This is a genomic window from Gordonia sp. p3-SID1431 (assembly GCF_025143765.1).
Taxonomy (GTDB): Bacteria; Actinomycetota; Actinomycetes; order Mycobacteriales; family Mycobacteriaceae; genus Gordonia; species Gordonia hongkongensis.
In genome coordinates this window covers 1-22,490 of the sequence record NZ_JAMBDT010000001.1, presented here as the reverse complement: position 1 = coordinate 22,490, position 22,490 = coordinate 1, and the positions used below count along the sequence as shown (strand labels likewise).

The following is a 22,490-nucleotide window of genomic DNA, read 5'->3' as shown; positions in this document are numbered from 1 at the left end:
GCCACCGACCTCACGCCAGGATGCGACGACCCGACAGTGCACGACCCAAGGTGAGTTCGTCGGCGAACTCGAGGTCGCCGCCCATCGGCAGCCCCGACGCGAGCCGGGTGACCGACAGGCCGGGAAAGTCCTTCAGCATGCGCTGGAGGTAGGTCGCGGTCGCCTCGCCCTCGGTGTTCGGGTCGGTCGCGACAATCACCTCGGAGACGTCGACGCCGTCTTCCTGATTGGCCAGCCGACGCAGCAGTTCACGGATACGCAACTGGTCCGGGCCTATCCCGGACAACGGGTCGAGAGCACCACCGAGTACGTGGTAGCGCCCGGTGAACTCCTTGGTCCGTTCGATCGCGTGCACGTCTTTCGGCTCCTCGACGACACAGATCTTGCTGGCGTCGCGGCGGGCGTCCGAACAGATCCGGCACAGCCGATTGGCCGAGACGTTCCCGCACTCCGCGCAGAAGACGACGTCGTCGCGGACCCGTCCCAGCGCGGCGACGAGGCGATCGATGTCGGACTTCTCCCCGGCCAGCAGGTGGAACGCGATGCGCTGGGCGCCCTTCGGACCGAGGCCCGGCTGTTTGGCCAGCTCGTCGATCAGGTCCTGGATCGGTCCCTCATACATGCTGATCTGCGTCCACGGTGTCCGGGATTCCTACTCGTCGTTCGGCGTCGTACGCGGGGTGGGCGTACTCAGCCGCCCAATCCGGGGAGGCCGCCGCCGAGACCACCGGCGAGCGGGCCCATCTTCTCGCTGGCGAGCTGTTCGCGCTTCTCCGACAGGTCGGCCAACGCACCGAGCAACAGGTCCTGCAGGGTCTCCACGTCGTCAGGATCGACGACCTTAGGGTCGATCGACACGGCGGTCACCTCACCGGTGCCGTTGCCGGTCACGGTGACGAGCCCGTTGCCCGCACTGCCGACCACCTCCGCCGCCGCGATCTCGTTCTGCGCCGACAGGAGCTTCTCCTGCATCTGCTGCGCCTGGGCCAGCAGTCCGGCCATCGGGTTCTCCCCGCCCTGACCGCCGCCGAACAACGCGCTGGGATCGAATGGTTGCGTCACCCGGCCCAGGGTAGTCGCAGCGTCAGCGCAGCAACCGATCGACATGCGCGGCGATGTCGTCGACGGTCGACTCCTCGACGGCGGCCACCTCGAAGGACAGGACCTCGTCGCCGAACAGCCGACCGGCGCGCGCGGTGAGCGCGAACTCGAATCGGTCGTCGATGCGACGCCACTGCGTGATCCCGCCGTAGACGGGCGCACTGGCTCCCGTGGTGACGCAGTATTCGTCGGCGCGCGGCCCGCCGACCAGATCGCGCTGGATCTGGAAACAGGCCAGCGACTCGTCGTCGATGAAGACCACGGCCTCGCAGCCCAGGTCGGGATGCCGTTCGTAGGACGCGCGGATGGTCATGGCGCCAGGGTAGATCGTGGACCCCTACCCCGATACCGGTCGCCGACTCTCGAAGCGGCGCTCCTCGCCGGTCAGCGGGTCGGTGAACTCCAGCGCCCGGGCCACCAGCCGCAGCGGACGGGTGAAGTCCCCGTGATCGGGAAGAGCGGCGAGCCCCGGCCGCACATCGGGGTAGAGCGGGTCGTCGACGATGGGCACCCCGAGCGACGCCATGTGCAACCGGAGCTGATGAGTGCGGCCGGTGTGCGGCACCAGTCGGTAGACGCCGAGGCCGCCGAGGACCTCGGTCAGCGTGATGTCGCTGACGGCGTTGACCGGCCCGTCCACCACGAGGGCGCGCAGGTCGCCCGCCGTCTTCTCGATCCGGTCCCGCACGGTCACGGTCGACGCCAGCGCCTCGTCGGCCGGGGCGAGCGCGAGGTACTCCTTGCGGGCGGTCCGGGACGCGAACAGATCCTGGTAGGCCGCGCGCACCTCGGGCCGCAGCGTGAACAGCAGCACCCCGGCGGTGAGGCGGTCCAGACGGTGCGCCGGCGAGACGGTGTCGGAGCCCAGTTCTCGACGCAGCCGCACCAGCGCGGTCTCGGTCACGTGACGGCCCCGCGGCATCGTGGCGAGGAAGTGCGGTTTGTCCACCACGACGATGTTCTCGTCACGGTGGATCACCGGCAGGTCGAACGGTACCGCGATCTCGTCGTCGAGGTCGCGGTAGAGGTACAGCGAGACATTGCGGCTCGACGGCGCGGCCAGATCCGCGGGTCGGCCGTCGGCATCGACGATCTCGCCCGCGGCGGCGCGTCGACCCAGATCGTCGGCGGTCAGCCCCGCCAGCACGGGCGCGGCCAGCAGCGCCTGACCGACGGTCAGCTCCGGCCCCGAACGCAACACCACGCGCGTGGCGTCGACGCCGTCGCGCATGGGCAAGGGCGACGGCCTTGCCCGGCCACGGCGGCGCCGGACGGGATCGGTCGATCCCGCGCCGGTCATCGCACGCTGTCGGGTGAGCAGGTCATCGAGCGCCGCGGTCGGAGATGCCGAGCCGTCAGCTCTCGAGGCGCTTCTTCAGGTTGCCGAGGACCTCGGCCTGAATCCGGTTGAGACCCTTCGGCGCAAATGTCTTCTCGAAGAACCCACCGATGCCGCCGGCCCCCTGCCACGTGGTAGTGGTCGTGACGCGCGAACCGCTGCCCGATGCCGCGACGGAGTAGGTGGTCACCATCGTCGAGTTGGCGTCGCGCTCGGTGACGGTGTCCGGGGTGACGCTGACGGTCGCCTGCACGTCGCGCTGCCGCTTCGACGTCGCCTGCAGAATCCAGTGCACGACGGTGCCGTCGCCCTTGCCGCCGCTGATCACCTTGTAGTCGCGGTACTGCTCCGGGAGGATGGCCGGCCGCACGACCTCATAGTCGGCGAGAGCTCCGACCACGGCGTCCGGGGCGGCGGCGATGTCGAGCGACTGCGATGCGGAAACCTGACCCACGATTGGACACTCCTCAGTTACGAAACGATTGGCGGGCGAACTGATCAAGTCCTAGGCTAACCGGGTGACCAACGGGCTCGAGATGGGGGGAGCGGCATTCGACCAGGGGGTTGCCGACCTCCTGGCCAGCTATCGTGCCATCCCGCCGCAGGCAACCGTGCGTCTTGCGAAGAAGACGTCCAACCTCTTTCGTAAGCGCGCCGCCAATCCGCATCCGGGACTGGACGTCTCCGGACTCGATCGGGTCATCTCGGTGAATCCCGAGGCGCGCACCGCCGACGTCGCCGGCATGTGCACCTACGAGAACCTCGTCGCGGCCACTCTGCCGTACGGTCTCGCACCGCTGGTCGTCCCACAGCTCAAGACGATCACCCTCGGCGGCGCGGTCACCGGACTCGGCATCGAGAGCACGTCCTTCCGCTCCGGACTGCCCCATGAGTCTGTTCTCGAGATCGACATCCTCACCGGCGACGGCGAGATCCTGACCGCGACGCCGACCAACGAACACGCCGACCTCTTCTTCGGTTTCCCTAATTCCTATGGCACGCTCGGCTATTCGGTGCGGTTACGCATCGAACTGGAGCCGGTGAAGCCGTATGTCGCGCTGCGCCATATTCGGTTCACGAGCATCGTCGACCTCCAGTCGGCGATGGACACGATCGTCACCACGAAGTCGCACGACGGCGAACCGGTCGACTACCTCGACGGAGTCGTGTTCTCCGCCAACGAGTCCTATCTGACGCTGGGCCGGCAGACCGACGAGGACGGACCGGTCAGCGATTACACCGGGATGGACATCTTCTATCGGTCCATCCAACAGAAGACGACCGACCGGTTGACGATCCACGATTATCTCTGGCGCTGGGACACCGACTGGTTCTGGTGCTCGCGCGCCTTCGGCGCACAGAACCCGCGAATCCGGCGCTGGTGGCCGAAGCGGTACCTCCGCAGCAGTTTCTACTGGCAGCTGATCGGGCTCGACCAGCGGTTCGACATCGGCGACCGGCTGAACGCCCGCAAGGGACTACCGGCGGGTGAACGCGTCGTGCAGGACATCGAGGTTCCCATTGACCGGACCGCCGACTACGTCGAGTGGTTCCTCTCCGAGATTCCCATCGAACCGATCTGGCTGTGCCCCCTCCGGCTTCGCGAGCCCGCCCTCCCCGGCGCCGATCCGGTACGCCCCTGGCCGCTGTATCCCCTTGCCCCGCAACGCACGTACGTCAACGTCGGCTTCTGGTCGGCCGTGCCGGTCACCCCGGGCGATCCCGGGCACACCAACAAGATCATCGAACGCAAGGTCGCCGAACTCGACGGCCACAAGTCGCTGTATTCAGAGAGTTTCTACACGCCGGAGGAGTTCGACGAACTCTACGGCGGAGAGAGTTATCGGCTCCTCAAGAAGCGGTACGACCCGCGGGGTCGTCTGCTGGACCTCTACTCGAAAGCGGTGAAACGCCAATGACCACGTTCAAGGAGAGTTCGGCGTCGAGTGTGGACTCGCACGCCGGCAAGATGACCCTCGCCGAGATCTTCGAAACACTCCTCGGCGGAAACCTGTCGATCCGGATCACCGCCTACGACGGCAGCAGCGCCGGACCCGTCGACGCCCAGTACGGCCTCGATCTGAAGACCCCGCGCGGTACGACGTATCTGGTGACCGCACCCGGCGATCTCGGACTCGCGCGCGCCTACATCGCAGGCGATCTCGAACTCATCGGCGCGCACCCCGGTGATCCGTACCCCGCGCTGAAGGCACTGGCCAGCAACCTGCAGTTCCACCGCCCCTCCCCCCTGTCGCTCGCCCACATCGCGCGGTCGCTGGGCATCGATCACTTCAAGCCGATCGCACCGCCGCCGCAGGAGGCCGTGCCGCGCTGGCGTCGATTTGCGGAAGGACTGCGGCACAGCAAGTCTCGTGATGCCGAGGTCATCCACTACCACTACGACGTCTCGAACACGTTCTACGAGTGGGTGCTCGGACCGTCGATGACGTACACCTGCGCCGTCTACCCGGAACGCGACGCATCGCTGGAAGCCGCGCAGGAGAACAAGTACCGCCTCATCTTCGAGAAGCTCCGCCTCAAGCCCGGCGACCGCCTCCTCGACATCGGTTGCGGCTGGGGCGGAATGGTCCGCTATGCCGCGCGTCGTGGTGTCCACGCGATCGGGGCGACGCTGTCCGCCGAGCAGGCGCAGTGGGCCCAGAAGGCGATCGCCGACGAAGGGCTCGGCGAGTTCGCCGAGGTCCGGCACAGCGACTACCGCGACGTCGCCGAGAGCGGCTTCGACGCGGTGTCGTCCATCGGGCTCACCGAGCACATCGGTGTCCACAACTACCCGTCCTACTTCGGGTTCATGCGCGACAAGCTCCGTCCCGGCGGCATGCTGCTGAACCACTGCATCACGCGCCCCGACAACGCGAGCCGCAGCAAGGCGGGATCGTTCATCGACCGCTACGTCTTCCCCGACGGCGAGCTCACCGGCTCCGGCAAGATCATCTCCAAGCTGCAGGACATCGGCGGCATGGAGGTCATCCACGAGGAGAACTTCCGCGAGCACTACGCGATGACGCTGCGCGACTGGAACATCAACCTCGTCGAGCACTGGGACGAAGCGGTGGCCGAGGTCGGCGAGGGCACCGCGCGGCTGTGGGGCCTCTACATGGCCGGTTGCCGAATCGGATTCGACCGCAACATCATCCAGCTTCACCACGTGCTCGCCACCAAACTCGACGAGGACGGCGGCCACCAGGTGCCACTCCGGCCGTGGTGGGACGCCTGAGCCCGACCCGCCTCTGAAAACCGCCCTCAGAAATCGGACACGCGGCGTATCGTCGTCGAACCTGTTGCGCGGGGCGGTTTTCAGACAAAGCTTCCCGAGCGCACCCGGTCACTCGAGCGGCCGTGCCCCCAGCTCCGACTTGAGCAGTTCCAGCGCCACCTGGTCGGGGTCGAGCCGCTGCTCGGGGCTGCCGGTGCGTGCATCGGCCACCATCTCCGCGCGTTCGTCGTGCGGGATGTCCTCGTCGGCACGTGGCGGCTCGGGCTCCTCCGGTTCGGCGACCGGGTCCGGTGTGGGGGCCGGCGCCGCCGACTGGTCACGCGCGCGGCTCGGACGTGAGTACGACTGCCGAGCCTTGGCCGCTTGCTTCGACGGCGGCGCGGTCGACGTGGCGGAGGGCGCGGCGGCGCCCGGCGCCTGGTGCACGGTACGCACGTCGAGTTCGGTGCCGAAGACCTCGGTGAGCGCCTCGCGGATGATCGTCACGGCGTGCGGCGCGGACAACCGCCCGACCAGCACCTCGACCGGATGCGAGAGCACGACGGTCGTCCCGTCGACGTCGGCGATGACCGCCGCCGACAGCATCGGCTCGAGACTCTTCGACCGTTCCCGCACCGCGGCCCGGATGTCCTGATACCGCTTGCGAACCGAGTCGGCGTCGAGCCCGGCGGTCGCCTCGGGCTCGGGCTCCGGTTCGGGCACCGGCTCGGGCTCGGGCCGACGGGCACGGACCGGCATCGCGTCGGGTGGCGGGACGTCGTCCTCGTCGACGGGCTCATCGGGCAGCGGGATGTCGTCGTACGCCGCGGTCGACGCCGGTTCGGCAATCGGTTCCGGTTCGGGCGAGGACGCGTCCCGATGGCGCGACGGCGGTTCGGGTGCGGACGGGGTCCGGTCGGACCGTGCCGGCGGCTGAGTCGGCGGCGTCGGCGGGGCGGGCACCTCGATCAGAGATGCCGTCTCGTCGTCCGATGAGGCGTCAGCGGCCGGCGCCGGTTCGACCTCTGCCGCCTCGGCACTCGGTTGGTCGGCGATCAGCTCGTCGAACATCGACTCGTCGTCGGCGGGCTCCTCCGCGGGCAGCACGGCCTCGGCCTCGACCCCCGAACCCTTTGCGACGCCGGTCGAGTCGGGATCAACCGCCTCGGGCGCCGCACCTGCCGCGACCGCTTCAGCAACGACGGGTTCCGGCGCAGGAGTCTCCACCACCGTCTCCGGCGCAACCGGCTCAGACACCACCGGTTCCGGGACCACCGGTTTCGGCACCCGGCCGGTGTCGGGTTGCGCGGCGTCCGCCTCGACGGCTTCCGCGGCCGCGCGCTCGGACGCCTCGGCAGCCTTGGCCTCTTCCATCGCCTTGCGCTGCGAGGGTCGAACGAACTTCGGTTCCGGTTCCGGCTCAGCCGGTTTCGCGGGTACCGGGATCGACGTCGTGCCGATACCCGACTCGAGTCGTTCGAGTCGCTGCAGCAGAGCTGCGTCGTCGGCGGAGACCGCGGGCAGCAGCATCCGCGCGCACATCACCTCGAGCAGGAGTCGCGGCGACGTCGTGCCGCGCATCTCCCCGAGCGCGTTGTGCACGATCTCGGCGAACCTGGTCAGCGACGCGGGCCCGAGGGTCTCGATCTGGGCGCGCATGCGGGCGAGCTGGTCACCCGGCGCCTCGACGAGTCCGCGGTCCGCGGCGTCCGGAACAGCCTGCAGCAGAATCAGATCGCGCAGACGTTCCAGCAGGTCGACGGCGAACCGTCGAGGATCGTGCCCGGCGTCGACCACCTTCTCCACCGTGCCGAACAATGCCGAACCGTCGGCGTCGGCAAGAGCGTCGACCGCGGTGTCGATCAGCGCCACGTCGGTGACGCCGAGCAGCGCCAGCGCGCGTTCGTAGGCGACACCCTGGTCGTCGGCGCCGGCCAGCAGCTGATCGAGGATCGACAGCGAGTCACGAGGCGAACCGCCACCCGCCCGTATGACGAGCGGGTACACCTCGGACGCGACGGTCACGCCCTCGCGCTCACAGATCGTCTCCAGGAGACCGCGCATGACCGGCGGCGCGAGCAGCCGGAACGGGTAGTGGTGGGTGCGCGACCGGATGGTCGGCAGCACCTTCTCGGGTTCGGTGGTCGCGAACACGAAGATCAGATGCTCCGGCGGCTCCTCGACGATCTTGAGGAGCGCGTTGAATCCCGCGTTCGTCACCATGTGCGCCTCGTCGACGATGAACACGCGGTAGCGCGACTCGGCGGGCGCATAGAAGGCGCGGTCACGCAGCTCGCGGGTGTCGTCGACACCGCCGTGACTGGCGGCGTCGAGCTCGATGACATCCAGGTTGCCCGGGCCGCCCGGCGCGAGCGCCACACAGGAGACACACGTTCCGCACGGCGTGGAGGTGGGGCCCTGCACACAGTTCAGCGAACGAGCCAGGATCCGCGCCGACGACGTCTTGCCACAACCGCGAGGACCGGAGAAGAGATACGCGTGATTGATGCGACCGGAATCCAGGGCACGGCTCAACGGATCGGTGACGTGCTCCTGCCCCACGACGTCGGCGAAGGTAGCCGGGCGATAGGTGCGATACAGAGCCACGCGTCGAGACTACCGGCGACCCGTGACAGTCGATGAGTGTGCCTCACACTGGTGCAGCGGGCCCCTGATCGGGTGTCTCTGTGACGGGTTCGCCATCGGTTCCGACCAGGTCATCGGCCATCCCGCGGGTGTCTTCCGAAGTACGCGGAGTATGCCCGGACGTGCCTCGCGAGTCGCGCGGCCCGGACTCCTCGCCACCCGTGTCCGGCCGTCGTGTGCCCTCACTGCCGGTGCCGCCCGCATCGCCGGTCGGCAGCCCGCCCTCGGCGATCACGGCAGCCGCGACGCCGGGCGGGATGATCGGGTCGGCGGGCGTCGGCGAGGAGTAGCCGCGGCTGCCGACCATCCGCAGGCCGACGACCGTCGCGACAAGCACGCCGAGGTAGGCCCACAGATAGGGGCTGACCGTGAACCAGTTGAGCCACGTGATGCGGGTCTTGACGTACAGCCCCGTGTAATAGCCGTCCGGGATCAGCGCCGGTACATGCGTCGGCCACGAGAACGCGAGTAGCACCAGTGCCGCCACGCCCACGCCGGCCCACACCCGCGGTGCCCGCGGCTGCCGGGCGTCGAGGACCAGGTGGATTCCGATGACCAGGATCGGGATGAACCACACCCAGTGGTGGCCCCACGACATCGGCGACACCACGCAGGCGGTCATCCCGACGATGCTGACGGCGAGGAGTTCCTGACCTTTGCGATGGGCGTACGTCGCCGCCGCGAAGCCGACCGCCAGCACTGCCAGCACGAGGGCGAGCCAGAGCAGCGTCGGCGGATTGTCGGTGTCGAGGTGGTTGGCCAGCATGCCGCGCAGGGACTGGTTACCGCGCAACTGAGCGGAACCGACCCGGTCGGACTCGAACAGTTTGCCCGTCCAGTACGACCACGAGTCCCCGGGCAAGGCGGCGAACCCGATGAGCATGGTGGTGGCGAAGCCGCCCACGACCCCGGCGAGGGCGCGCCAGTTCCGTTGCACGAGGAAGTAACCGGCGAAGATGAGGGGCGTCAGCTTGATTCCCGCGGCGACTCCGGTCCAGAACCCCTTGAGGCGTCCACCGTCCGGACGCGCCAGATCGGCCACGATCACGAGCATCAGGAACACATTGATCTGCCCGTACCAGATCGTCGTACGAACCGGCTCGAACAACATCGCCACCGCCACCAGCGACGCCGCGATCACGCGCAGTGGCCAGGTCACCGGCCGGCCGAGGCTGCGGAAGCTCAGCATGATCACCAGATAGAGCGCCACGACGATGCCCGCCGACCACAACATGCGAGCGACGTCGAAGGACATCCAGGCCAGCGGACTGAACAGCAAGGCGGAGAACGGCGAGTAGGTGTAGTCCAGGTCGCCGATCATCTTGACGTCGTAGAGACTGACGCCGTTGGCGACCGCCCGGGCACCCGCCTGATACACCGAGAGATCGATCTGGTTGTGCAGCAAACCCCAGAATTGGGCGCCCAGGGGTACGACGACATCCTGGAGTGCCAGTGCGATGACCCCCACGACGGCGAAACCGGTTGCGAGAAGAACCGGCCTGGGCAGATTCACGATTTGAAAGCCTGTCACAAAGTGGCGCGCACGCCAGCGCACTCGCCGGAGAATGAGAGCAATCTAACGCCGGGATCGGCGTGTCGGGTCAGCTGGAGCGGGCGAGCAGGGTCTCCGCCGCGGCCAGCAGCACGCACGTGGACACCCCGTCCATCGCAGCCCGCAGGTCGTCGGTGTTCGGGAACGTCGGTGCGAGTCGGATGTTCTGATCGTGCGGATCGGTCTTGTACGGGAACGCCGATCCGGCGGCGGTGAGCGCGATACCGGCTTCTTTGGCCAGCTCGATGGTGCGTCGGGCCGCGCCGTCGACGACGTCGAGGCTGATGAAGTAGCCGCCCTCCGGCTCCGACCACGACGCCACCTTCGACTCCGTGAGACGGTCCTCGAGGATGTCGAGCACGAGCTTGAATTTCGGAGCGAGGATCTCCCGGTGGCGGGCCATGTGCGCCCGCACACCGTCGGCATCGCCGAAGAACTTGAGGTGACGCAGCTGATTGACCTTGTCGGGTCCGATGGTCTTCAGCGACAGGTACTTGCTGAACCAGGCCAGATTCTCCGGCGACGACCCGAAGAACGAGACGCCGGCGCCGGCGAAGGTGATCTTCGACGTCGAGCCGAGGACGTACACGCGGTTCGGGTGCCCGGCCTGCGCCGCCATCTCCAGGATCGGCAGCGGCGTCGGCGGGGTCTCCACCAGCGTGTGGACGACGTAGGCGTTGTCCCAGTAGATCCGGAAGTCCGGCGCCGCGGACATCTCGAGCAGCCCGCGCGTGACCTCCTCGGAGAAGGTGACGCCGGTCGGGTTCGAGTAGGTGGGCACCGCCCACATGCCCTTGATGCTCGGGTCGGAGGCGACGAGTTCGGCGCACACCCGCACGTCGGGGCCGTCGGGCAGCATCGGCACCGGGATCATCTCGATGCCGAAGCTCTCGGTGATCGCGAAGTGGCGGTCATAACCGGGCGACGGGCACAGGAACTTGATCGTCTGACGTCCCCACGGCTCGTCGGAGTCGGCGGTGCCGTGCAGCAGCCCGAAGACCGTGAGGTCGTGCATGATCTCGAGGCTCGAGTTGCCGAGCGCGAGCAGGTTGTCGGGGTCGACGGCGAGGAGTTCCCCGAAGATGCCGCGCAACTCGGGCAGTCCGTTGAGTCCGCCGTAGTTGCGGGTGTCGGTGCCCGCGCCGTCTCGATACTCGTCACCGGGCAGCGACAGGAGACCGTTCGAGAGATCGAGCTGCTCGGGGGCCGGCTTGCCGCGGGTGAGGTCGAGCTTGAGACCCAGCGCGCGCAGCGCCTCGTATTGCTTGGTCAGTTCCGTCTGGGTGTTCCGGAGTTGGTCGGCACTCATCGAGTGAAAATTCAACGTTGGCCCTCTCGCGGCTCGACGCCGGTGCGGGTGGCCGACGCCCCTGACCTGAAACTTCGTATCGGGAAAATAGGGGACCCCGCGCACCCGAGAGAGCCCGTTGACCCTTGCTGCCTTCCGGCCCTGGGGGAGTTCACAGGATGCACGCCGCGCGGGATCCGTCGTCCAGTGTAGCGAGGGGTTCCGGCGGCCGGAGCCGGGGTCCTCGAACCGGTCCGCGCGGCTCGATCACACTCGGCCCGCACGCTCGGGGATACGACGAAGGTCCGCAGTGTCACCCGGTAATACGGGTGTCACTGCGGACCTTCGGTGGCGGAGGATAGGGGATTCGAACCCCTGAGGGCTGTTAACCCAACCCGCGTTCCAGGCGAGCGCCATAGGCCACTAGGCGAATCCTCCAACGTCGAGATGATAGCCGCCGACGGCGCACTCACCCAAACCGTCCGGCCGTCGAGTGTGACCGCTAGGGTCGACGACATGGCCGATTCCTCTCCTGTCGTTGTCGTCGGAGCCACCGGAGGGCAGGGCGGCGCTGTGCTCGACGCGCTGCTCGAGGCCGGTTTCCCGGTCCGCGCCGTTGTGCGGGACGCGGTGTCGAGCAAGGCGGCACGCCTGGCCGACCGAGGCGTCGAACTCGCCGTCGGGGACATCGTGAGCGGGTCGGGTCTCACCGAGGCATTCACCGGGTCCGCGGGCGTGTTCGCGCTCACCACCCCGTTCGAATCCGGCGTCGAGGCCGAGATCGGTCAGGGTCGTGCGCTGATCGAAGCCGCCACGTCCGCGTCGATCCCGTACCTCGTGTTCTCCTCGGTGGCCTCGGCCGATCGTCAGACCGGCGTGCCGCATTTCGATTCCAAGTTCGAGGTCGAGCAGATGCTCGCAGCCACCGAGATCCCGCACACGATCGTCGGCCCGGCCTACTTCTTCGACAACCTGCTCGGCGGAGCCGACGCGCTCGCGGCGGGCGTGATGCCGATCGCGATGCCCGCGGACAAGCCGCTGCAACAACTCTCGCGGCGCGACCTCGGCCGACTCGTCGCCACTCTGTTCGCCGCCCCGGACGTCCACGTCGGCCAGCGCATCGACCTCGCGTCCGATCAGCCGACGCCCGAGGAGATGGCGCGCATCATCGGCGACGTTCTCGGCACCACGGTCACGGCGGAGTCCTACGATCCCGAACGTATCGAGTCCGAGGACATGCGGGCGATGTTCACGTTCCTCGGCGACCGCGGGTACGAGGTCGACATCCCGACGCTGCACCGCCGGTTCCCTGATGTGGGCTGGCAGAGTTTCGCGACCTGGGCGGCCGAGGCGCTGCGCCGCTGACCCATACGGAACCCGGGCATCAGCCGTCGGAGCGTCGGTTGCCCTTCTCATCCCAGTGCTCGGCGACCTTCTTGCTCGGCTGTACGCGCGGCGGCTCGCCCGGCATCTTGGGATAGCTGGGCGGATAAGGCATGTCGCCCAGTCCGTTTGCGTCGTCGGCCTGCACCATCTCCAGCAGTTTCTCGACGCCGCGCCGGTGGTCGGCGATGTCGGCCCATGGGTCGCCGCGATCTTCCAGGAGCTTCGGGACGGTCGCGATGGTGCAGTCGTCCGGATCGACGTCGGCGAGTTCGTCCCACGTCACCGGCGTCGACACCCGGGCGCGGGCGCTGCGTCGAACGGAGTACGGGGATGCCATAGTGCGGTCGCGGGCGTTCTGGTTGTAATCGATGAAGATCCGTTCTCCGCGTTCTTCTTTCCACCACGATGTGGTGACCGCGTCCGGGTCGCGGCGTTCGAGTTCCCGGGCGATCGCGATGACGCAGCGTCGGGTCGCGATGAAGTCCCACAGCGGTTCGATGGGCACGTACACGTGTACTCCCCGACCGCCCGAGGTCTTCACGAAACCGGTGAAGCCCAGTTCGTCGAGCAGGGGCTTGAGCCCCTCGATCGCCACACGCCGGACATCCTCGAACGTCGTGCCGGGTTGCGGATCGAGGTCGATGCGAAGCTGATCGGGATGGTCGTTGTCGGGGTGGAGGGTCGGCCAGGTATGGAAGGTGACGGTCCCCAGGTTCGCGCCCCACACGAGATCAGCCGGCACCGTGGGACGGATCGCGTCGCCGGTTCGTTTGGAGGGGAACACGATCGGGGTGGACTGCACATGCTCGGGCCGCTTCTTCGCGATGTGCTTCTGGTAGATCTCCTCGCCCTCGACGCCGTCGGGGAAGCGCTGCAGAAAGGTCGGGCGGTCGCGGGTGGCGCGCATCAGCGGTCCGTCGCCGCTGTCGTCGGCCCTGCCACCCGTGTCGCCGAGTGCGACGGTGCGGTAGTACCCGACGAGATCGCGCTTGCGGCCGCCGTTCTCGCCGAGTTCGGGGAAGTAGATCTTGTCCGGGTTGCTCATCCGGACGGCGACCCCGTCGACGTCGAGTTCCTCGGCGGGCGAACGAGATGCCATGGTCATTCTCCTTCGAGGACGTCGTGGAGATCGTAGGTCAGCGGGACGTCGAGCTGGTCGTAACCGCAGCTCTCCGGTTCTCGATCGGGCCGCCAGCGAAGGAATTTCACCGTGTGCCGAAAGCGATGGTTCTCCATCTGGTCATAGGCGAACTCCGCGACCAGCTCCGGACGGATCGGGATCCACTCCCCCGATTTCTCCGAACGCCACCGCGTCGGCTCGCCCGGCGACGCCTTCTCCGGGTCCAGCCGCATCGGCTCGAACATCTGCTGCAACTCGATCCGCTTGGCGTCGGAGAAGGCACCCGCCCCGCCGACCATCCGCAGTTCGCCGTCGTCGCCGTACAGTCCGAGCAGCATCGATCCGATCCCCGTGCCCGACTTGTGGATTCGATACCCGAAGATGACACAGTCCGCGGTCCGCTTGTGTTTGATCTTCAGCATCTCCCGCTTGTTCTCGACGTACACGCCGTCGAGTCGCTTGGCGACGACGCCGTCGAGCCCGGCGCCTTCGAAGGCGGAGAACCAGTCCTCGGCGACCGCCGGGTCGCTCGTCACCCGGCTGACATGCACGCGTCGGTCCCGGCCGCCCGGACCGACGGCCCGTAGCAGGGCCTCCCGGCGCACCTCGAAGGGTTCGGCCATCACGCTCGTCGACTCCAGCGCCAGCGCGTCGAATCCGATGAAGATCGCCGGTGTCTTCTCCGCGAGCATGGTGACGCGCGATTCCGCCGGATGGATGCGCTGCGCGAGCGAATCCCAGTCGAGCCGATGCGTGTCGCCGATCAGTGCCGGCACCCCGATCTCACCGTCGAGGACCACCTTGTCGGGCAGTTCGTCCTTCACCGCCGCGACGATCTCGGGGAAGTACCGGGCCAGGTCCTTGCCGCCTCGCGATCCGATCGTCACCTCGTCGCCGTCGCGGAAGACCAACGCGCGAAAACCATCCCACTTGGGTTCATACGACCACGCCACCGAACCGTCGGGCTGCGGCGGCACGCTGGTCACCGCCTTGGCCAGCATCGGCGCAACAGGCGGCATGACCGGTAGATCCATGAAACTCATCGTTCCTCACTCGTCGACGGGACCGCAACGCCTACGCGCCGCCGCATACCCGGCGTGTCGTCGTCCGGGCCGTTACAGGCAGACCGGCCGCAGCGCGGATTCTCATCGCCGACCGGTAATCTCGACGCGGTGTCGACGCAGCGAGCGGGCCGGTACGCGCCCTCCCCCTCCGGAGACCTCCACGTCGGCAATCTGCGGACCGCCGTGCTCGCCTGGCTCTTCGCGCGGACCACCGGCCGACAATTCCTGATCCGGATGGAGGATCTCGACCGAGCCGTCGAGGGTGCGGATTCCCGGCAGTTGTCCGATCTCGCGGCCCTGGGCCTCGACTGGGACCCGCCCGTCGTCCACCAGACCGACCGGCTCGAGGCATACCGTGCCGTCCTCGACGACCTGCGCGACGCCGGCCGCACCTTCGAGTGTTTCTGCACCCGCCGAGAGATCCTCGACGCGCCGTCCGCACCCCATGCGCCGCAGGGCGCCTACCCGGGCACGTGCCGCGACCTCACCGCCGCCGAGCGCGACGAACGCCGTGCCACCCGGCCACCCGCGATCCGGCTGCGGGCCGACGTCCGGGAGTACGGCGTCGACGACCTGCTGCACGGCCCCTACATGGGCGCGGTCGACGACTTCGTGCTGCTGCGCAACGACGGCACCCCCGCCTACAACCTGGCCGTCGTCGTCGACGATGCCGCGCAGGGCGTCGACCAGGTCGTCCGCGGGGACGATCTGTTGTCGTCGGCGCCCCGGCAGGCCTACCTGGCGGCGCTGCTCGGGAAGGCCCCACCGACGTACGCGCACGTCCCGATGGTGCTCAACGCCAACGGAATCCGGCTCAGCAAGCGGGACGGGGCGGTGACCCTGGCCGACCTCGCCGCCGCAGGGGTGGCGACGTCGACCGTGTTGTCCCGCATCGCCCATTCACTGGGGCTCGGCGACCGGGACGAGCCTGTGCGCGCAGAGCAACTGGCGAAGCGGTTCGATCCCGCCGCGCTGCCGACCGAACCGTGGATCCTGACGGCCGACGAGTGGGCCTAGCGGCCCCGGCCGCCTCCTACGCCGTGGTCGCCAGCAACCGCTGGAGCACGTCGTTGATGGTGATGAGTCCGACCGCGCGGCCCCCATCGGTGACGAGCGCGAGGTGGGCGCGCTGTTCCCGCATGGCGGTGAGCGTCTCGTACACCGGCTGCGCCGACTCGACGCTCAGGACCGGGCGCATGAGATCGGCCGCCGTGGTGCCGGGCGACGCGGTCAGGCTGTCGCGCACATGCACGACACCGCGGACCGGCGCCCCGGACGCATCGTCGCGCACCAGCAGCCGCAGGTGGCCCGAGGTCCGGCCGGCCGTCTGGATCTCATCGGCGTCCGCGGCCGGACCGACCACGGCCAGATGGTCGTTGGGGGTCACGACGTCGCCGACGGTCAACGACTCCAGTTCCAGAGCACTCGTCAGGTGGGCGTGGTACCGCTCGTCGAGTGTGCCCACGGTGGCCGAGTGCTCCACCAGGTGGCGGAGGGCGTCGCTGTCCTGCCCGGTCGCGACCTGATCCACCGGCTCGACGCCGACACGCTTGAGGCACCAGTTGGCGAGGTGGTTGAGCTGGACGATGAACGGACGAGTCACCCACATGAAGGCGCGCATCGGGATCGCGAGCATGATCGCCGACTTCTCGGGGTGGGCGATGGCCCACGACTTCGGCGCCATCTCACCGACGACGAGGTGCAGGAACGTCACGATGACGAGGGCGAGGACGAAGCCGATCACGTCGGCCGACCAGTACGGCAGGCCCCAGCCGGCGAACAGCGGCGTGAGCCAGTAGTGCACAGCGGGTTTCGTGACCGAACCCAGTGCCAGCGTGCACACCGTGATGCCGAGCTGCGATCCGGCGAGCAACACCGACAGTTCCGATGCGCTGCGCAGTGCTGCGCGGGCGCTGCCGCTGGTCGCAGCCGCGTCTTCGAGCCGGTGCCGACGCGCGGCGATGAGGGCGAACTCGACCGCGACGAAGAAGGCGCTGGACGCGATCAGGCCCACGGTGACGGCCGCGACGACCCACGGGTTATCCATTGTCGCTCTCCTCTCCGTTCTCGGCCGGGTTCTTCTTCTCGCCCCGGTTCTTGTCGTCCGGGCTCTTCTCGCCCGGGTTGTTGTCGTTGTGTGCCACGCTCATCGACAGCAGAGCGGGGACGCGCTTGTCGACTTCCAGCACCGTGGCCCGCACGGTGCGGGGTGGCGCCTCGTCGTCTTCGAGCAGGGTCGACGGATCGGGATCGATCTCGATCGTCACCGTGTCCCCGACCTCCGGGAGTCCGACGAATTCGGCGATCACCAGTCCGGCCATCGTCTCGTAGTCGCCTTCGGGGAGGTCCCAGCCGACGGTCCGGGAGACCTCGTCGACGTGTGCGTCACCCCGCACGCGCCATCCCTCGGGGCTCTCCTCGATCGCGACGGTCGCCTCGGAGTCGTGTTCGTCGTCGATCTCGCCGACCAGTTCCTCGGCGATGTCCTCGGCGGTCACGACCCCGGCGAAGCCGCCGTATTCGTCGATGACCACCGCCATCTCGTCATGTGCGTCCGCGAGGGTCTCCAACACCTCGGGCAGCGGGAGCGTCGAGGGCACCACCACCGCGGGACGACACAGGTCTACCGCGGTGGCCGACGAATCAGCCTGCGGCGGTTGTTTTTTCAGCGCGTAGCTCCACTCCAGGAGGTCCTGGAGGTGGATCACGCCGCGTACCTCGTCGTCACCGCCGGCCAGCACGGGGTACCGCGTGTGGCCGGTGCTCATCAGTGTCAGCACCTCACCCGCCGCCAGATCGGCGTCGACATGATCGGTGTTCGGTCGCGGGATCATCGCGTGTTCTGCGGTGCGCGTGGGGAATTCGAGCACACGGTCGAGCAGGACGGACAGCTCGTCGGGCAGGTCACCCGCGTCGCGGGACTCGGCGACGATGTGCTCGAGGTCGCGCACCGACGCCGAATGCTCGACGTCGTGCACGGGCTCGATGCGCAGCGCTCGCAGCAGCAGGTTCGACGACTTGTCGAACAATGCGATGAGCCAACCGAATACGGCCAGGTAGATCGTCGTCGAACGGGCGAGCCACCGTGCGACCGGCTCGGGCCGGGCGATGGCGAGGTTCTTGGGGAACAGCTCACCGAAGACCATCTGCACGACGGTGGAGAAGATGATCGCGATGATCGTGCCGATCGCGACACCCACGCCCACCGGGATACCCACGCCGCCGAGCAGCTCGCCGACGCCGGAACCGATCAGGGGTTCGGCCACGTAGCCGACGAGCAGGCCGGTGACAGTGATGCCCAGCTGGGCGCCGGAGAGCATGAAGGACGTGCGGCGGGTGACCGCGAGCGCGCGTTTCGCGGCGGCGTCACCGGTTTCGGCACGGGCTTTGAGGCGGGACCGGTCGACCGCCATGTAGCCGAATTCCTGGGCCACGAAGTAACCGGTGAGGGCGGTGATCAGGAAGACCACCAGGATTCCGAGTCCGATTCCGAGGAGGGTCAGCATGAGACCGTCCCGGTGTCGGGGCCGGGCGGAACACCCGGGTCATTCAATTCACAACAGGGGGCCGACTGGTGTCGTCGGCGTTTTCGGCGCTTTCCGCGTCTCATCGTCTCTCTCGCTGGTGCTCGGGTATTTCATACCGGGTGCCGGGAGCAAAGGCATGTGCGTAAATGTCCGGTATGTGGTCCCAACGTACCGAATGCGCTCCGAGTTCCGCGACATGCCCGGCGATCCTTCTCCGCGGAGTGCGGACCGACGCATTCGGCCGATGAGCGACCCGTCGATACGCGACGAGGTCGCCGCAGCCGCTCGACGGCTGGCGGCCGAAGGTCTGCTGATCGGCACCTCCGGCAACGTGTCGGCGCGTGCGGGCGATCACGTCGCGATCACCGGAACCGGGGTCGTGCTCGCGAACTGTGCCGCGACCGACGTGACGGTGGTGTCCCTTGCCGGCGACGTCGTCGACGGGCCGATCGCGCCGTCGTCCGAGCTGGACCTGCACCTCCGCGTCTACGAGGAAACCGGCACACAGGCGATCGTCCACACCCACGCACCCTTCGGGACCGCGGTCGCCTGCGTCAGCGGACTGACCTCGTTACCGGTGCTGCACTACCAGCAACTCGGCCTCGGCGGTGCCATCCCGGTCGCGCCGTACGCCACGTTCGGGAGCCCGGAGCTCGCCGGGATCGTCGCCGACGCGCTGGTCGACACCCAGGTCGCGCTGATGGCGAACCACGGTTCGGTGGCACGCGGCTCCAGCCTGGCCCACGCGGTGGAGAACGCCCTGCTGCTGGAGTGGCTCGCGACCCTCTTTCACCGGACCAGCAGCATGGGCCGGCCTCGCGAACTCACCGAGGACCAACAGCAGTCCACTGTCGCCCAGGCGATCCGGCTGGACTACGGGACACCCAAGGAGAACCGGACGTGACACCCTCACCGCGGCTCGAACCGCCGACGATCGCAACCGTGGGCGTCCATGTGCTGGACATCCACGTCGTCGGGATCGAGTCCATCCCGGCGGGGTCCGACGGCGCGCTCGTCCAGTCCATCGGTTTCTCCGCCGCCGGTACCGCGGGCGGAACCGCGCTCGTCCTCAGTCGGCTGGGCGCCACGGTCCGGACCCACGGAGCGATCGGCGACGACACGATCGGGCGTTCGCTGACCGCACTGCTGGACGCCGAAGGCGTCGACACCGGCGGCCTGGTTCCGAAGCCCGGGGTCCAGACGTCGTCATCGGTCATACCCGTCCGACCCAATGGAGACCGTCCCGCGTGGCACTGCATCGGGGCGAACGCACAGTTCACGCCCGACGACCTGGGTGCAGACGCGCTGACCGGGCTCGACCACCTGCACCTCGGCGGCCCGGAATTCCTGGGCGGCGCCGTCGCCGCAGAGCTCCTCGGCCGGGCGCGCGACCGCGGGATCACGACGTCGGCCGATCTGCTGTCGGCTGGCGACCCCGGCCTTCTCGAGTGGATCGCCGACGCACTTCCCCACCTCGACTACCTGCTGCCCAACGACGAGCAGACCCGGGGACTGACCGGAACCGACGACCTCACCTACGGCGCACGGGCGCTCCTGGACCGCGGTGTCGGTTGCGTCGCGCTCACCCGCGGTGCCGACGGTGCGCTGGTCGTGACCGGCGACGACGTGGTCGCGGTGCCGGCGTTCGAGGTGGACGTCGTGGACACCACCGGTTGCGGCGACTCGTTCTCCGCCGGGTTCTTGACCGGCCGGCTGCGCGGGCTCGGTCTCGCCGACTCCGCCGAACTCGGTTGCGCGGTGGCCGCGCACGTCGCCCAGGGCATCGGGACCGGGGCGAACTCGTACGATCTCGCCGCGATCGAGTCCTTCCGGCAGTCCCGCGCCGCGGGCTGAGCGCGCCTCCTCTCGGTTTGGTGAACCCCGCCTCGGGTAGGCGATCACCATGACAGACAACAAGGAAATCAACGGCTCCACCGTCGTGATCGCCGGCGCGTCGAGCGGATTCGGACGCGGCGCCGCGGTGCGACTCGGAGAACTCGGCGCGAACGTCGTCGTCGCGGCGCGTCGAACCGCGGTCCTCGACGAGGTCGTCGCAGAGATCACCGGCAAGGGCGGGTCGGCGCTGGCGGTGCCCACCGATGTCAGCGATCCGCGTGCCGTCGCCCATCTCGCGTCCGCCGCGCTCGAATGGCTCGAATCGATCGACGTGTGGGTGAACAACGTCGGCGTCGGCGCGGTCGGGTACTTCTGGGACATCCCGACCGAGGACCACGCTCGCCTCGTCGACGTGAACCTGAAGGGCCTGATCTACGGCGCACATGCGGCGCTGCGCGTCTTCCGGTCGCAGGGTCGCGGCACACTCATCAACGTGGGCTCGGTCGACAGCGAGGTACCGATCGCACTCCAGAACACCTACGCCGCAACGAAAGCGGCGGTTCGGAGCCTCGGACACTCGATCAGCGAAGAGCTGCGCATGGCCGGCGACGACGCCATCAAGGTCGGCACCATCATGCCGTGGGCCGTGGACACCCCGTGGTGGGTCCACGCCGCCAACTAAACCGGGCACGAACCGCGGATGTCCGCGATGGACGATCCGCAGATCGTGGTCGACGCGATCGTGGCAGCCTGCACCGACCCGAAGCTGGACCAACCGGTCGGCTACAAAGCCAAGGCCGCCAACGCTTCTCATCACCTCATGCCCGGGATCACCGAGCGATTCTCGGCGGCGACGGCGAAGTCCGAGACCGAGAAGGGGACGCCGGTCGAGCCGCACGCGGGTGCGATCCACGACCCCAACCCGAACAGCACCGGGGTCGCCGGCGGCATCCGCGAACGGATGGTTGCCGAGAACTCCCGCTGACACCCGTCCGCCGTCGCTCGTTGTGGTGCGCCGCCGTTCTCTGCTGGTCGAGCAGAGGAGCCGTGTCCCGCTTGTCGAGCAGCGCCGCAGAGTCCCGCTTGTCGAGCAGCGCCGCAGAGTCCCGCTTGTCGAGCAGCGCCGCAGAGTCCCGCTTGTCGAGCAGCGCCGACCGAGCGAAGCGAGGACGCCGCGCCCGTCGAGGCCACCGAGGCGACGCTTCAGTCCTGTCGGTGCGGCGTGATTGGATTGCGAGACAACCCGGGAGATCCCGAGATCAGACCCTTGACTCGAACATATATTCGAGTATTGTGGAGGTATGTCATCGGGGGCGGGGGCCGGATCCACATCGGTGGACCCACCACAGGAGTCGGTCGAGCCGCGCTTTCGTCCCGACCATGAACTCTCCGCTTCAGAACTCGTCGAGGTCCTCAACCACTGCGCCGGCTTGGCAGCAGCGTCCGCGCACCGAATGATGGTCGTGGCCAGCCTCATTCACGATGAACGCGAAATGGACTACGCCCAGCGGCGCGCCGAGACGCACAGCGGCGAACTCGACTCCCTCGAAGCCTTCGAGCACCTGTCCGCGCGAGTGGCCGCGGGCGAGAACCCCTACGAGCAGTTCGGGCCCAACGGTCTCGAACAGGCCATCGCCGAAGTCGGCGCCACCCTCACCGTGACACCGGCCGAGGCGAAAGATCTCATCGAGGCCGGCGACGCACTGCGCTACCGACTCTCCTTCACCGGACACGCACTCGCGTGTGGTCGAATCGACAAGCGGCGCTTCCTCATCGCGCTCAAGCGCACCGATCTCATCACCGACGACGAAGAGATGCAGACCGTGGACGCCCATCTCGCCGAGGCGATCTTCGCCCGCGCACCGATGTCGACGGCGCGGTTCACCGCCATGGTCGATTCCATCGTCGCCAAGTGGGCGCCCGACGCGGTCCGTCGACGCAAGGAGCGGGTGAAGTCCGACCGCAAGGTGACCATCACCCCCGACCGCTTCACACCCGGGCAGTCCCGGATCTCCGGCACGCTTCCCAACGCTGATGCCGCCGAGTTCGACGCCCGCCTGACAGCGATGGCCACCGCGGTCCACGCCGGTGACCCGCGAAAGTTGGCCAACCGCAGGGTCGATGCTATGAAAGCGCTCGCTCGCGGTGAAGCCGCCATCACGTGCCTATGCGACGACTGCCGACCTGCCGCAACCGAACCCGACACAGCAACAGACTCCGACGCAGCGACAGTGGGGACCGTCGAGCCGCCTGCACCAACTGCTGCGATGACGGAGGCGGACACCATCGTCGACCCGTCAGCCGACGTCGTTGTCGATGACCCGGCTGAGCCGGCCGCCTCGGCGTCGGATTCGGCTGCGCCGCGCGCGACGTTTCACATCGTGGTGAACCTGTCGACCCTGATCGGTCTCGAC

At 68.2% G+C, this 22,490-nt stretch carries 21 protein-coding genes, 1 tRNA gene and 1 other RNA gene; 9 read left to right on the top strand and 14 right to left on the bottom strand.

What is annotated here, in order from left to right:
- Positions 1-10: 10 nt before the first annotated feature.
- The 5 genes from recR to M4D77_RS00095 form a co-directional block, all read right to left on the bottom strand.
- Positions 11-622 carry a recombination mediator RecR gene (recR, locus tag M4D77_RS00115; RefSeq protein ID WP_058251045.1) on the bottom strand — a complete coding sequence of 204 codons (612 nt, stop codon included), beginning with the start codon at positions 620-622 and terminating at the stop codon, positions 11-13.
- A 68-nt stretch (positions 623-690) separates the two neighbouring features.
- Entirely contained in the window at positions 691-1,107 is a 417-nt protein-coding gene (locus tag M4D77_RS00110) for a YbaB/EbfC family nucleoid-associated protein (protein ID WP_004021588.1), read from the bottom strand.
- The gene (locus tag M4D77_RS00105; protein WP_058251043.1) at positions 1,085-1,414 is read right to left on the bottom strand and encodes a hypothetical protein; all 330 of its coding nucleotides are present in this window, start codon (positions 1,412-1,414) and stop codon (positions 1,085-1,087) included. The genes M4D77_RS00110 and M4D77_RS00105 overlap by 23 nt, the downstream gene beginning before the upstream one ends.
- Positions 1,415-1,438: 24 nt before the next feature.
- Positions 1,439-2,332: a pseudouridine synthase gene (locus tag M4D77_RS00100; protein ID WP_203235920.1), complete on the bottom strand. Its 894-nt coding sequence runs from the start codon at positions 2,330-2,332 to the stop codon at positions 1,439-1,441.
- A gap of 124 nt (positions 2,333-2,456) precedes the next feature.
- Positions 2,457-2,894 (bottom strand): SRPBCC family protein, encoded by a 438-nt coding sequence (locus tag M4D77_RS00095; RefSeq protein ID WP_058251042.1) that lies wholly within the window; start codon positions 2,892-2,894, stop codon positions 2,457-2,459.
- A gap of 82 nt (positions 2,895-2,976) precedes the next feature.
- Here M4D77_RS00095 and M4D77_RS00090 point away from each other — a divergent pair, with 82 nt between their 5' ends.
- On the top strand, positions 2,977-4,359 hold the full coding sequence (locus M4D77_RS00090) for an FAD-binding oxidoreductase (protein ID WP_247452041.1): 1,383 nt from the start codon (positions 2,977-2,979) through the stop codon (positions 4,357-4,359).
- On the top strand, positions 4,356-5,678 hold the full coding sequence (locus tag M4D77_RS00085; RefSeq protein WP_247451074.1) for a class I SAM-dependent methyltransferase: 1,323 nt from the start codon (positions 4,356-4,358) through the stop codon (positions 5,676-5,678). The genes M4D77_RS00090 and M4D77_RS00085 overlap by 4 nt, the downstream gene beginning before the upstream one ends.
- 108 nt (positions 5,679-5,786) lie before the next feature.
- Here M4D77_RS00085 and M4D77_RS00080 read toward each other — a convergent pair whose 3' ends face one another.
- The 5 genes from M4D77_RS00080 to M4D77_RS00060 form a co-directional block, all read right to left on the bottom strand.
- Positions 5,787-8,264: a DNA polymerase III subunit gamma and tau gene (locus M4D77_RS00080; RefSeq protein ID WP_259935282.1), complete on the bottom strand. Its 2,478-nt coding sequence runs from the start codon at positions 8,262-8,264 to the stop codon at positions 5,787-5,789.
- A gap of 43 nt (positions 8,265-8,307) precedes the next feature.
- Entirely contained in the window at positions 8,308-9,816 is a 1,509-nt protein-coding gene (locus M4D77_RS00075) for a glycosyltransferase 87 family protein (RefSeq protein ID WP_259935281.1), read from the bottom strand.
- 88 nt (positions 9,817-9,904) lie between these two features.
- Positions 9,905-11,179 carry an aminotransferase class I/II-fold pyridoxal phosphate-dependent enzyme gene (locus M4D77_RS00070; RefSeq protein ID WP_226512267.1) on the bottom strand — a complete coding sequence of 425 codons (1,275 nt, stop codon included), beginning with the start codon at positions 11,177-11,179 and terminating at the stop codon, positions 9,905-9,907.
- Between the two features lie 71 nt (positions 11,180-11,250).
- An RNA gene (gene ffs, locus M4D77_RS00065) (signal recognition particle sRNA small type) lies at positions 11,251-11,345 on the bottom strand.
- 147 nt (positions 11,346-11,492) lie between these two features.
- Positions 11,493-11,581: transfer RNA gene (locus M4D77_RS00060), tRNA-Ser, on the bottom strand.
- 78 nt (positions 11,582-11,659) lie between these two features.
- Here M4D77_RS00060 and M4D77_RS00055 point away from each other — a divergent pair.
- Complete coding sequence (locus M4D77_RS00055) at positions 11,660-12,508, top strand: NmrA/HSCARG family protein (protein WP_078111806.1); 849 nt, start codon at positions 11,660-11,662, stop codon at positions 12,506-12,508.
- A 19-nt stretch (positions 12,509-12,527) separates the two neighbouring features.
- Here the strand turns inward: M4D77_RS00055 and M4D77_RS00050 are convergent, their stop codons facing one another.
- Together M4D77_RS00050 and M4D77_RS00045 are read right to left on the bottom strand one after the other, a co-directional pair.
- The gene (locus tag M4D77_RS00050) at positions 12,528-13,628 is read right to left on the bottom strand and encodes a DNA polymerase domain-containing protein (RefSeq protein WP_226512266.1); all 1,101 of its coding nucleotides are present in this window, start codon (positions 13,626-13,628) and stop codon (positions 12,528-12,530) included.
- A 2-nt stretch (positions 13,629-13,630) separates the two neighbouring features.
- Positions 13,631-14,683: an ATP-dependent DNA ligase gene (locus M4D77_RS00045; RefSeq protein WP_137808698.1), complete on the bottom strand. Its 1,053-nt coding sequence runs from the start codon at positions 14,681-14,683 to the stop codon at positions 13,631-13,633.
- Between the two features lie 138 nt (positions 14,684-14,821).
- On the opposite strand from M4D77_RS00045, the gene gluQRS reads away from it, so the two are divergent.
- Positions 14,822-15,730, top strand: coding sequence for a tRNA glutamyl-Q(34) synthetase GluQRS (gene gluQRS, locus M4D77_RS00040; protein WP_259935280.1), 909 nt, complete (start codon positions 14,822-14,824; stop codon positions 15,728-15,730).
- 16 nt (positions 15,731-15,746) lie between these two features.
- Here gluQRS and M4D77_RS00035 read toward each other — a convergent pair whose 3' ends face one another.
- Positions 15,747-16,760, bottom strand: coding sequence for a hemolysin family protein (locus M4D77_RS00035; protein ID WP_065631156.1), 1,014 nt, complete (start codon positions 16,758-16,760; stop codon positions 15,747-15,749).
- The gene (locus M4D77_RS00030) at positions 16,753-18,219 is read right to left on the bottom strand and encodes a hemolysin family protein (protein ID WP_259935279.1); all 1,467 of its coding nucleotides are present in this window, start codon (positions 18,217-18,219) and stop codon (positions 16,753-16,755) included. Before M4D77_RS00030 ends, M4D77_RS00035 begins: the two co-directional genes overlap by 8 nt.
- Positions 18,220-18,484: 265 nt before the next feature.
- Between M4D77_RS00030 and M4D77_RS00025 the strand changes: the two genes are divergently transcribed.
- From M4D77_RS00025 to M4D77_RS00005, 5 genes are all read left to right on the top strand, one after another.
- Positions 18,485-19,144 (top strand): class II aldolase/adducin family protein, encoded by a 660-nt coding sequence (locus tag M4D77_RS00025; RefSeq protein ID WP_078111809.1) that lies wholly within the window; start codon positions 18,485-18,487, stop codon positions 19,142-19,144.
- Entirely contained in the window at positions 19,141-20,094 is a 954-nt protein-coding gene (locus M4D77_RS00020) for a carbohydrate kinase family protein (protein ID WP_159369895.1), read from the top strand. The genes M4D77_RS00025 and M4D77_RS00020 overlap by 4 nt, the downstream gene beginning before the upstream one ends.
- A gap of 49 nt (positions 20,095-20,143) precedes the next feature.
- The gene (locus M4D77_RS00015) at positions 20,144-20,758 is read left to right on the top strand and encodes an SDR family oxidoreductase (RefSeq protein WP_238995001.1); all 615 of its coding nucleotides are present in this window, start codon (positions 20,144-20,146) and stop codon (positions 20,756-20,758) included.
- Positions 20,759-20,785: 27 nt separating this feature from the next.
- Complete coding sequence (locus M4D77_RS00010) at positions 20,786-21,061, top strand: hypothetical protein (RefSeq protein WP_259935278.1); 276 nt, start codon at positions 20,786-20,788, stop codon at positions 21,059-21,061.
- Positions 21,062-21,377: 316 nt separating this feature from the next.
- Positions 21,378-22,490 (top strand): DUF222 domain-containing protein (locus tag M4D77_RS00005; RefSeq protein ID WP_396266454.1); only part of this gene is annotated, 1,113 nt, incomplete at its 3' end.

What these genes read in the sequence shown, in the direction of transcription:
- M4D77_RS00050 (WP_226512266.1), bottom strand. Translation starts at nt 13,628, where the DNA reads ATGGCATCTCGTTCGCCCGCCGAGGAACTCGACGTCGACGGGGTCGCC.
- recR (WP_058251045.1), bottom strand. Translation starts at nt 622, where the DNA reads ATGTATGAGGGACCGATCCAGGACCTGATCGACGAGCTGGCCAAACAG.
- M4D77_RS00035 (WP_065631156.1), bottom strand. Translation starts at nt 16,760, where the DNA reads ATGGATAACCCGTGGGTCGTCGCGGCCGTCACCGTGGGCCTGATCGCG.
- M4D77_RS00110 (WP_004021588.1), bottom strand. Translation starts at nt 1,107, where the DNA reads ATGTCGATCGGTTGCTGCGCTGACGCTGCGACTACCCTGGGCCGGGTG.
- M4D77_RS00015 (WP_238995001.1), top strand. Translation starts at nt 20,144, where the DNA reads ATGACAGACAACAAGGAAATCAACGGCTCCACCGTCGTGATCGCCGGC.
- M4D77_RS00105 (WP_058251043.1), bottom strand. Translation starts at nt 1,414, where the DNA reads ATGACCATCCGCGCGTCCTACGAACGGCATCCCGACCTGGGCTGCGAG.
- M4D77_RS00090 (WP_247452041.1), top strand. Translation starts at nt 2,977, where the DNA reads ATGGGGGGAGCGGCATTCGACCAGGGGGTTGCCGACCTCCTGGCCAGC.
- M4D77_RS00030 (WP_259935279.1), bottom strand. Translation starts at nt 18,219, where the DNA reads ATGCTGACCCTCCTCGGAATCGGACTCGGAATCCTGGTGGTCTTCCTG.
- M4D77_RS00025 (WP_078111809.1), top strand. Translation starts at nt 18,485, where the DNA reads ATGAGCGACCCGTCGATACGCGACGAGGTCGCCGCAGCCGCTCGACGG.
- M4D77_RS00010 (WP_259935278.1), top strand. Translation starts at nt 20,786, where the DNA reads ATGGACGATCCGCAGATCGTGGTCGACGCGATCGTGGCAGCCTGCACC.
- M4D77_RS00085 (WP_247451074.1), top strand. Translation starts at nt 4,356, where the DNA reads ATGACCACGTTCAAGGAGAGTTCGGCGTCGAGTGTGGACTCGCACGCC.
- M4D77_RS00055 (WP_078111806.1), top strand. Translation starts at nt 11,660, where the DNA reads ATGGCCGATTCCTCTCCTGTCGTTGTCGTCGGAGCCACCGGAGGGCAG.
- M4D77_RS00045 (WP_137808698.1), bottom strand. Translation starts at nt 14,683, where the DNA reads ATGGATCTACCGGTCATGCCGCCTGTTGCGCCGATGCTGGCCAAGGCG.
- M4D77_RS00100 (WP_203235920.1), bottom strand. Translation starts at nt 2,332, where the DNA reads ATGCGCGACGGCGTCGACGCCACGCGCGTGGTGTTGCGTTCGGGGCCG.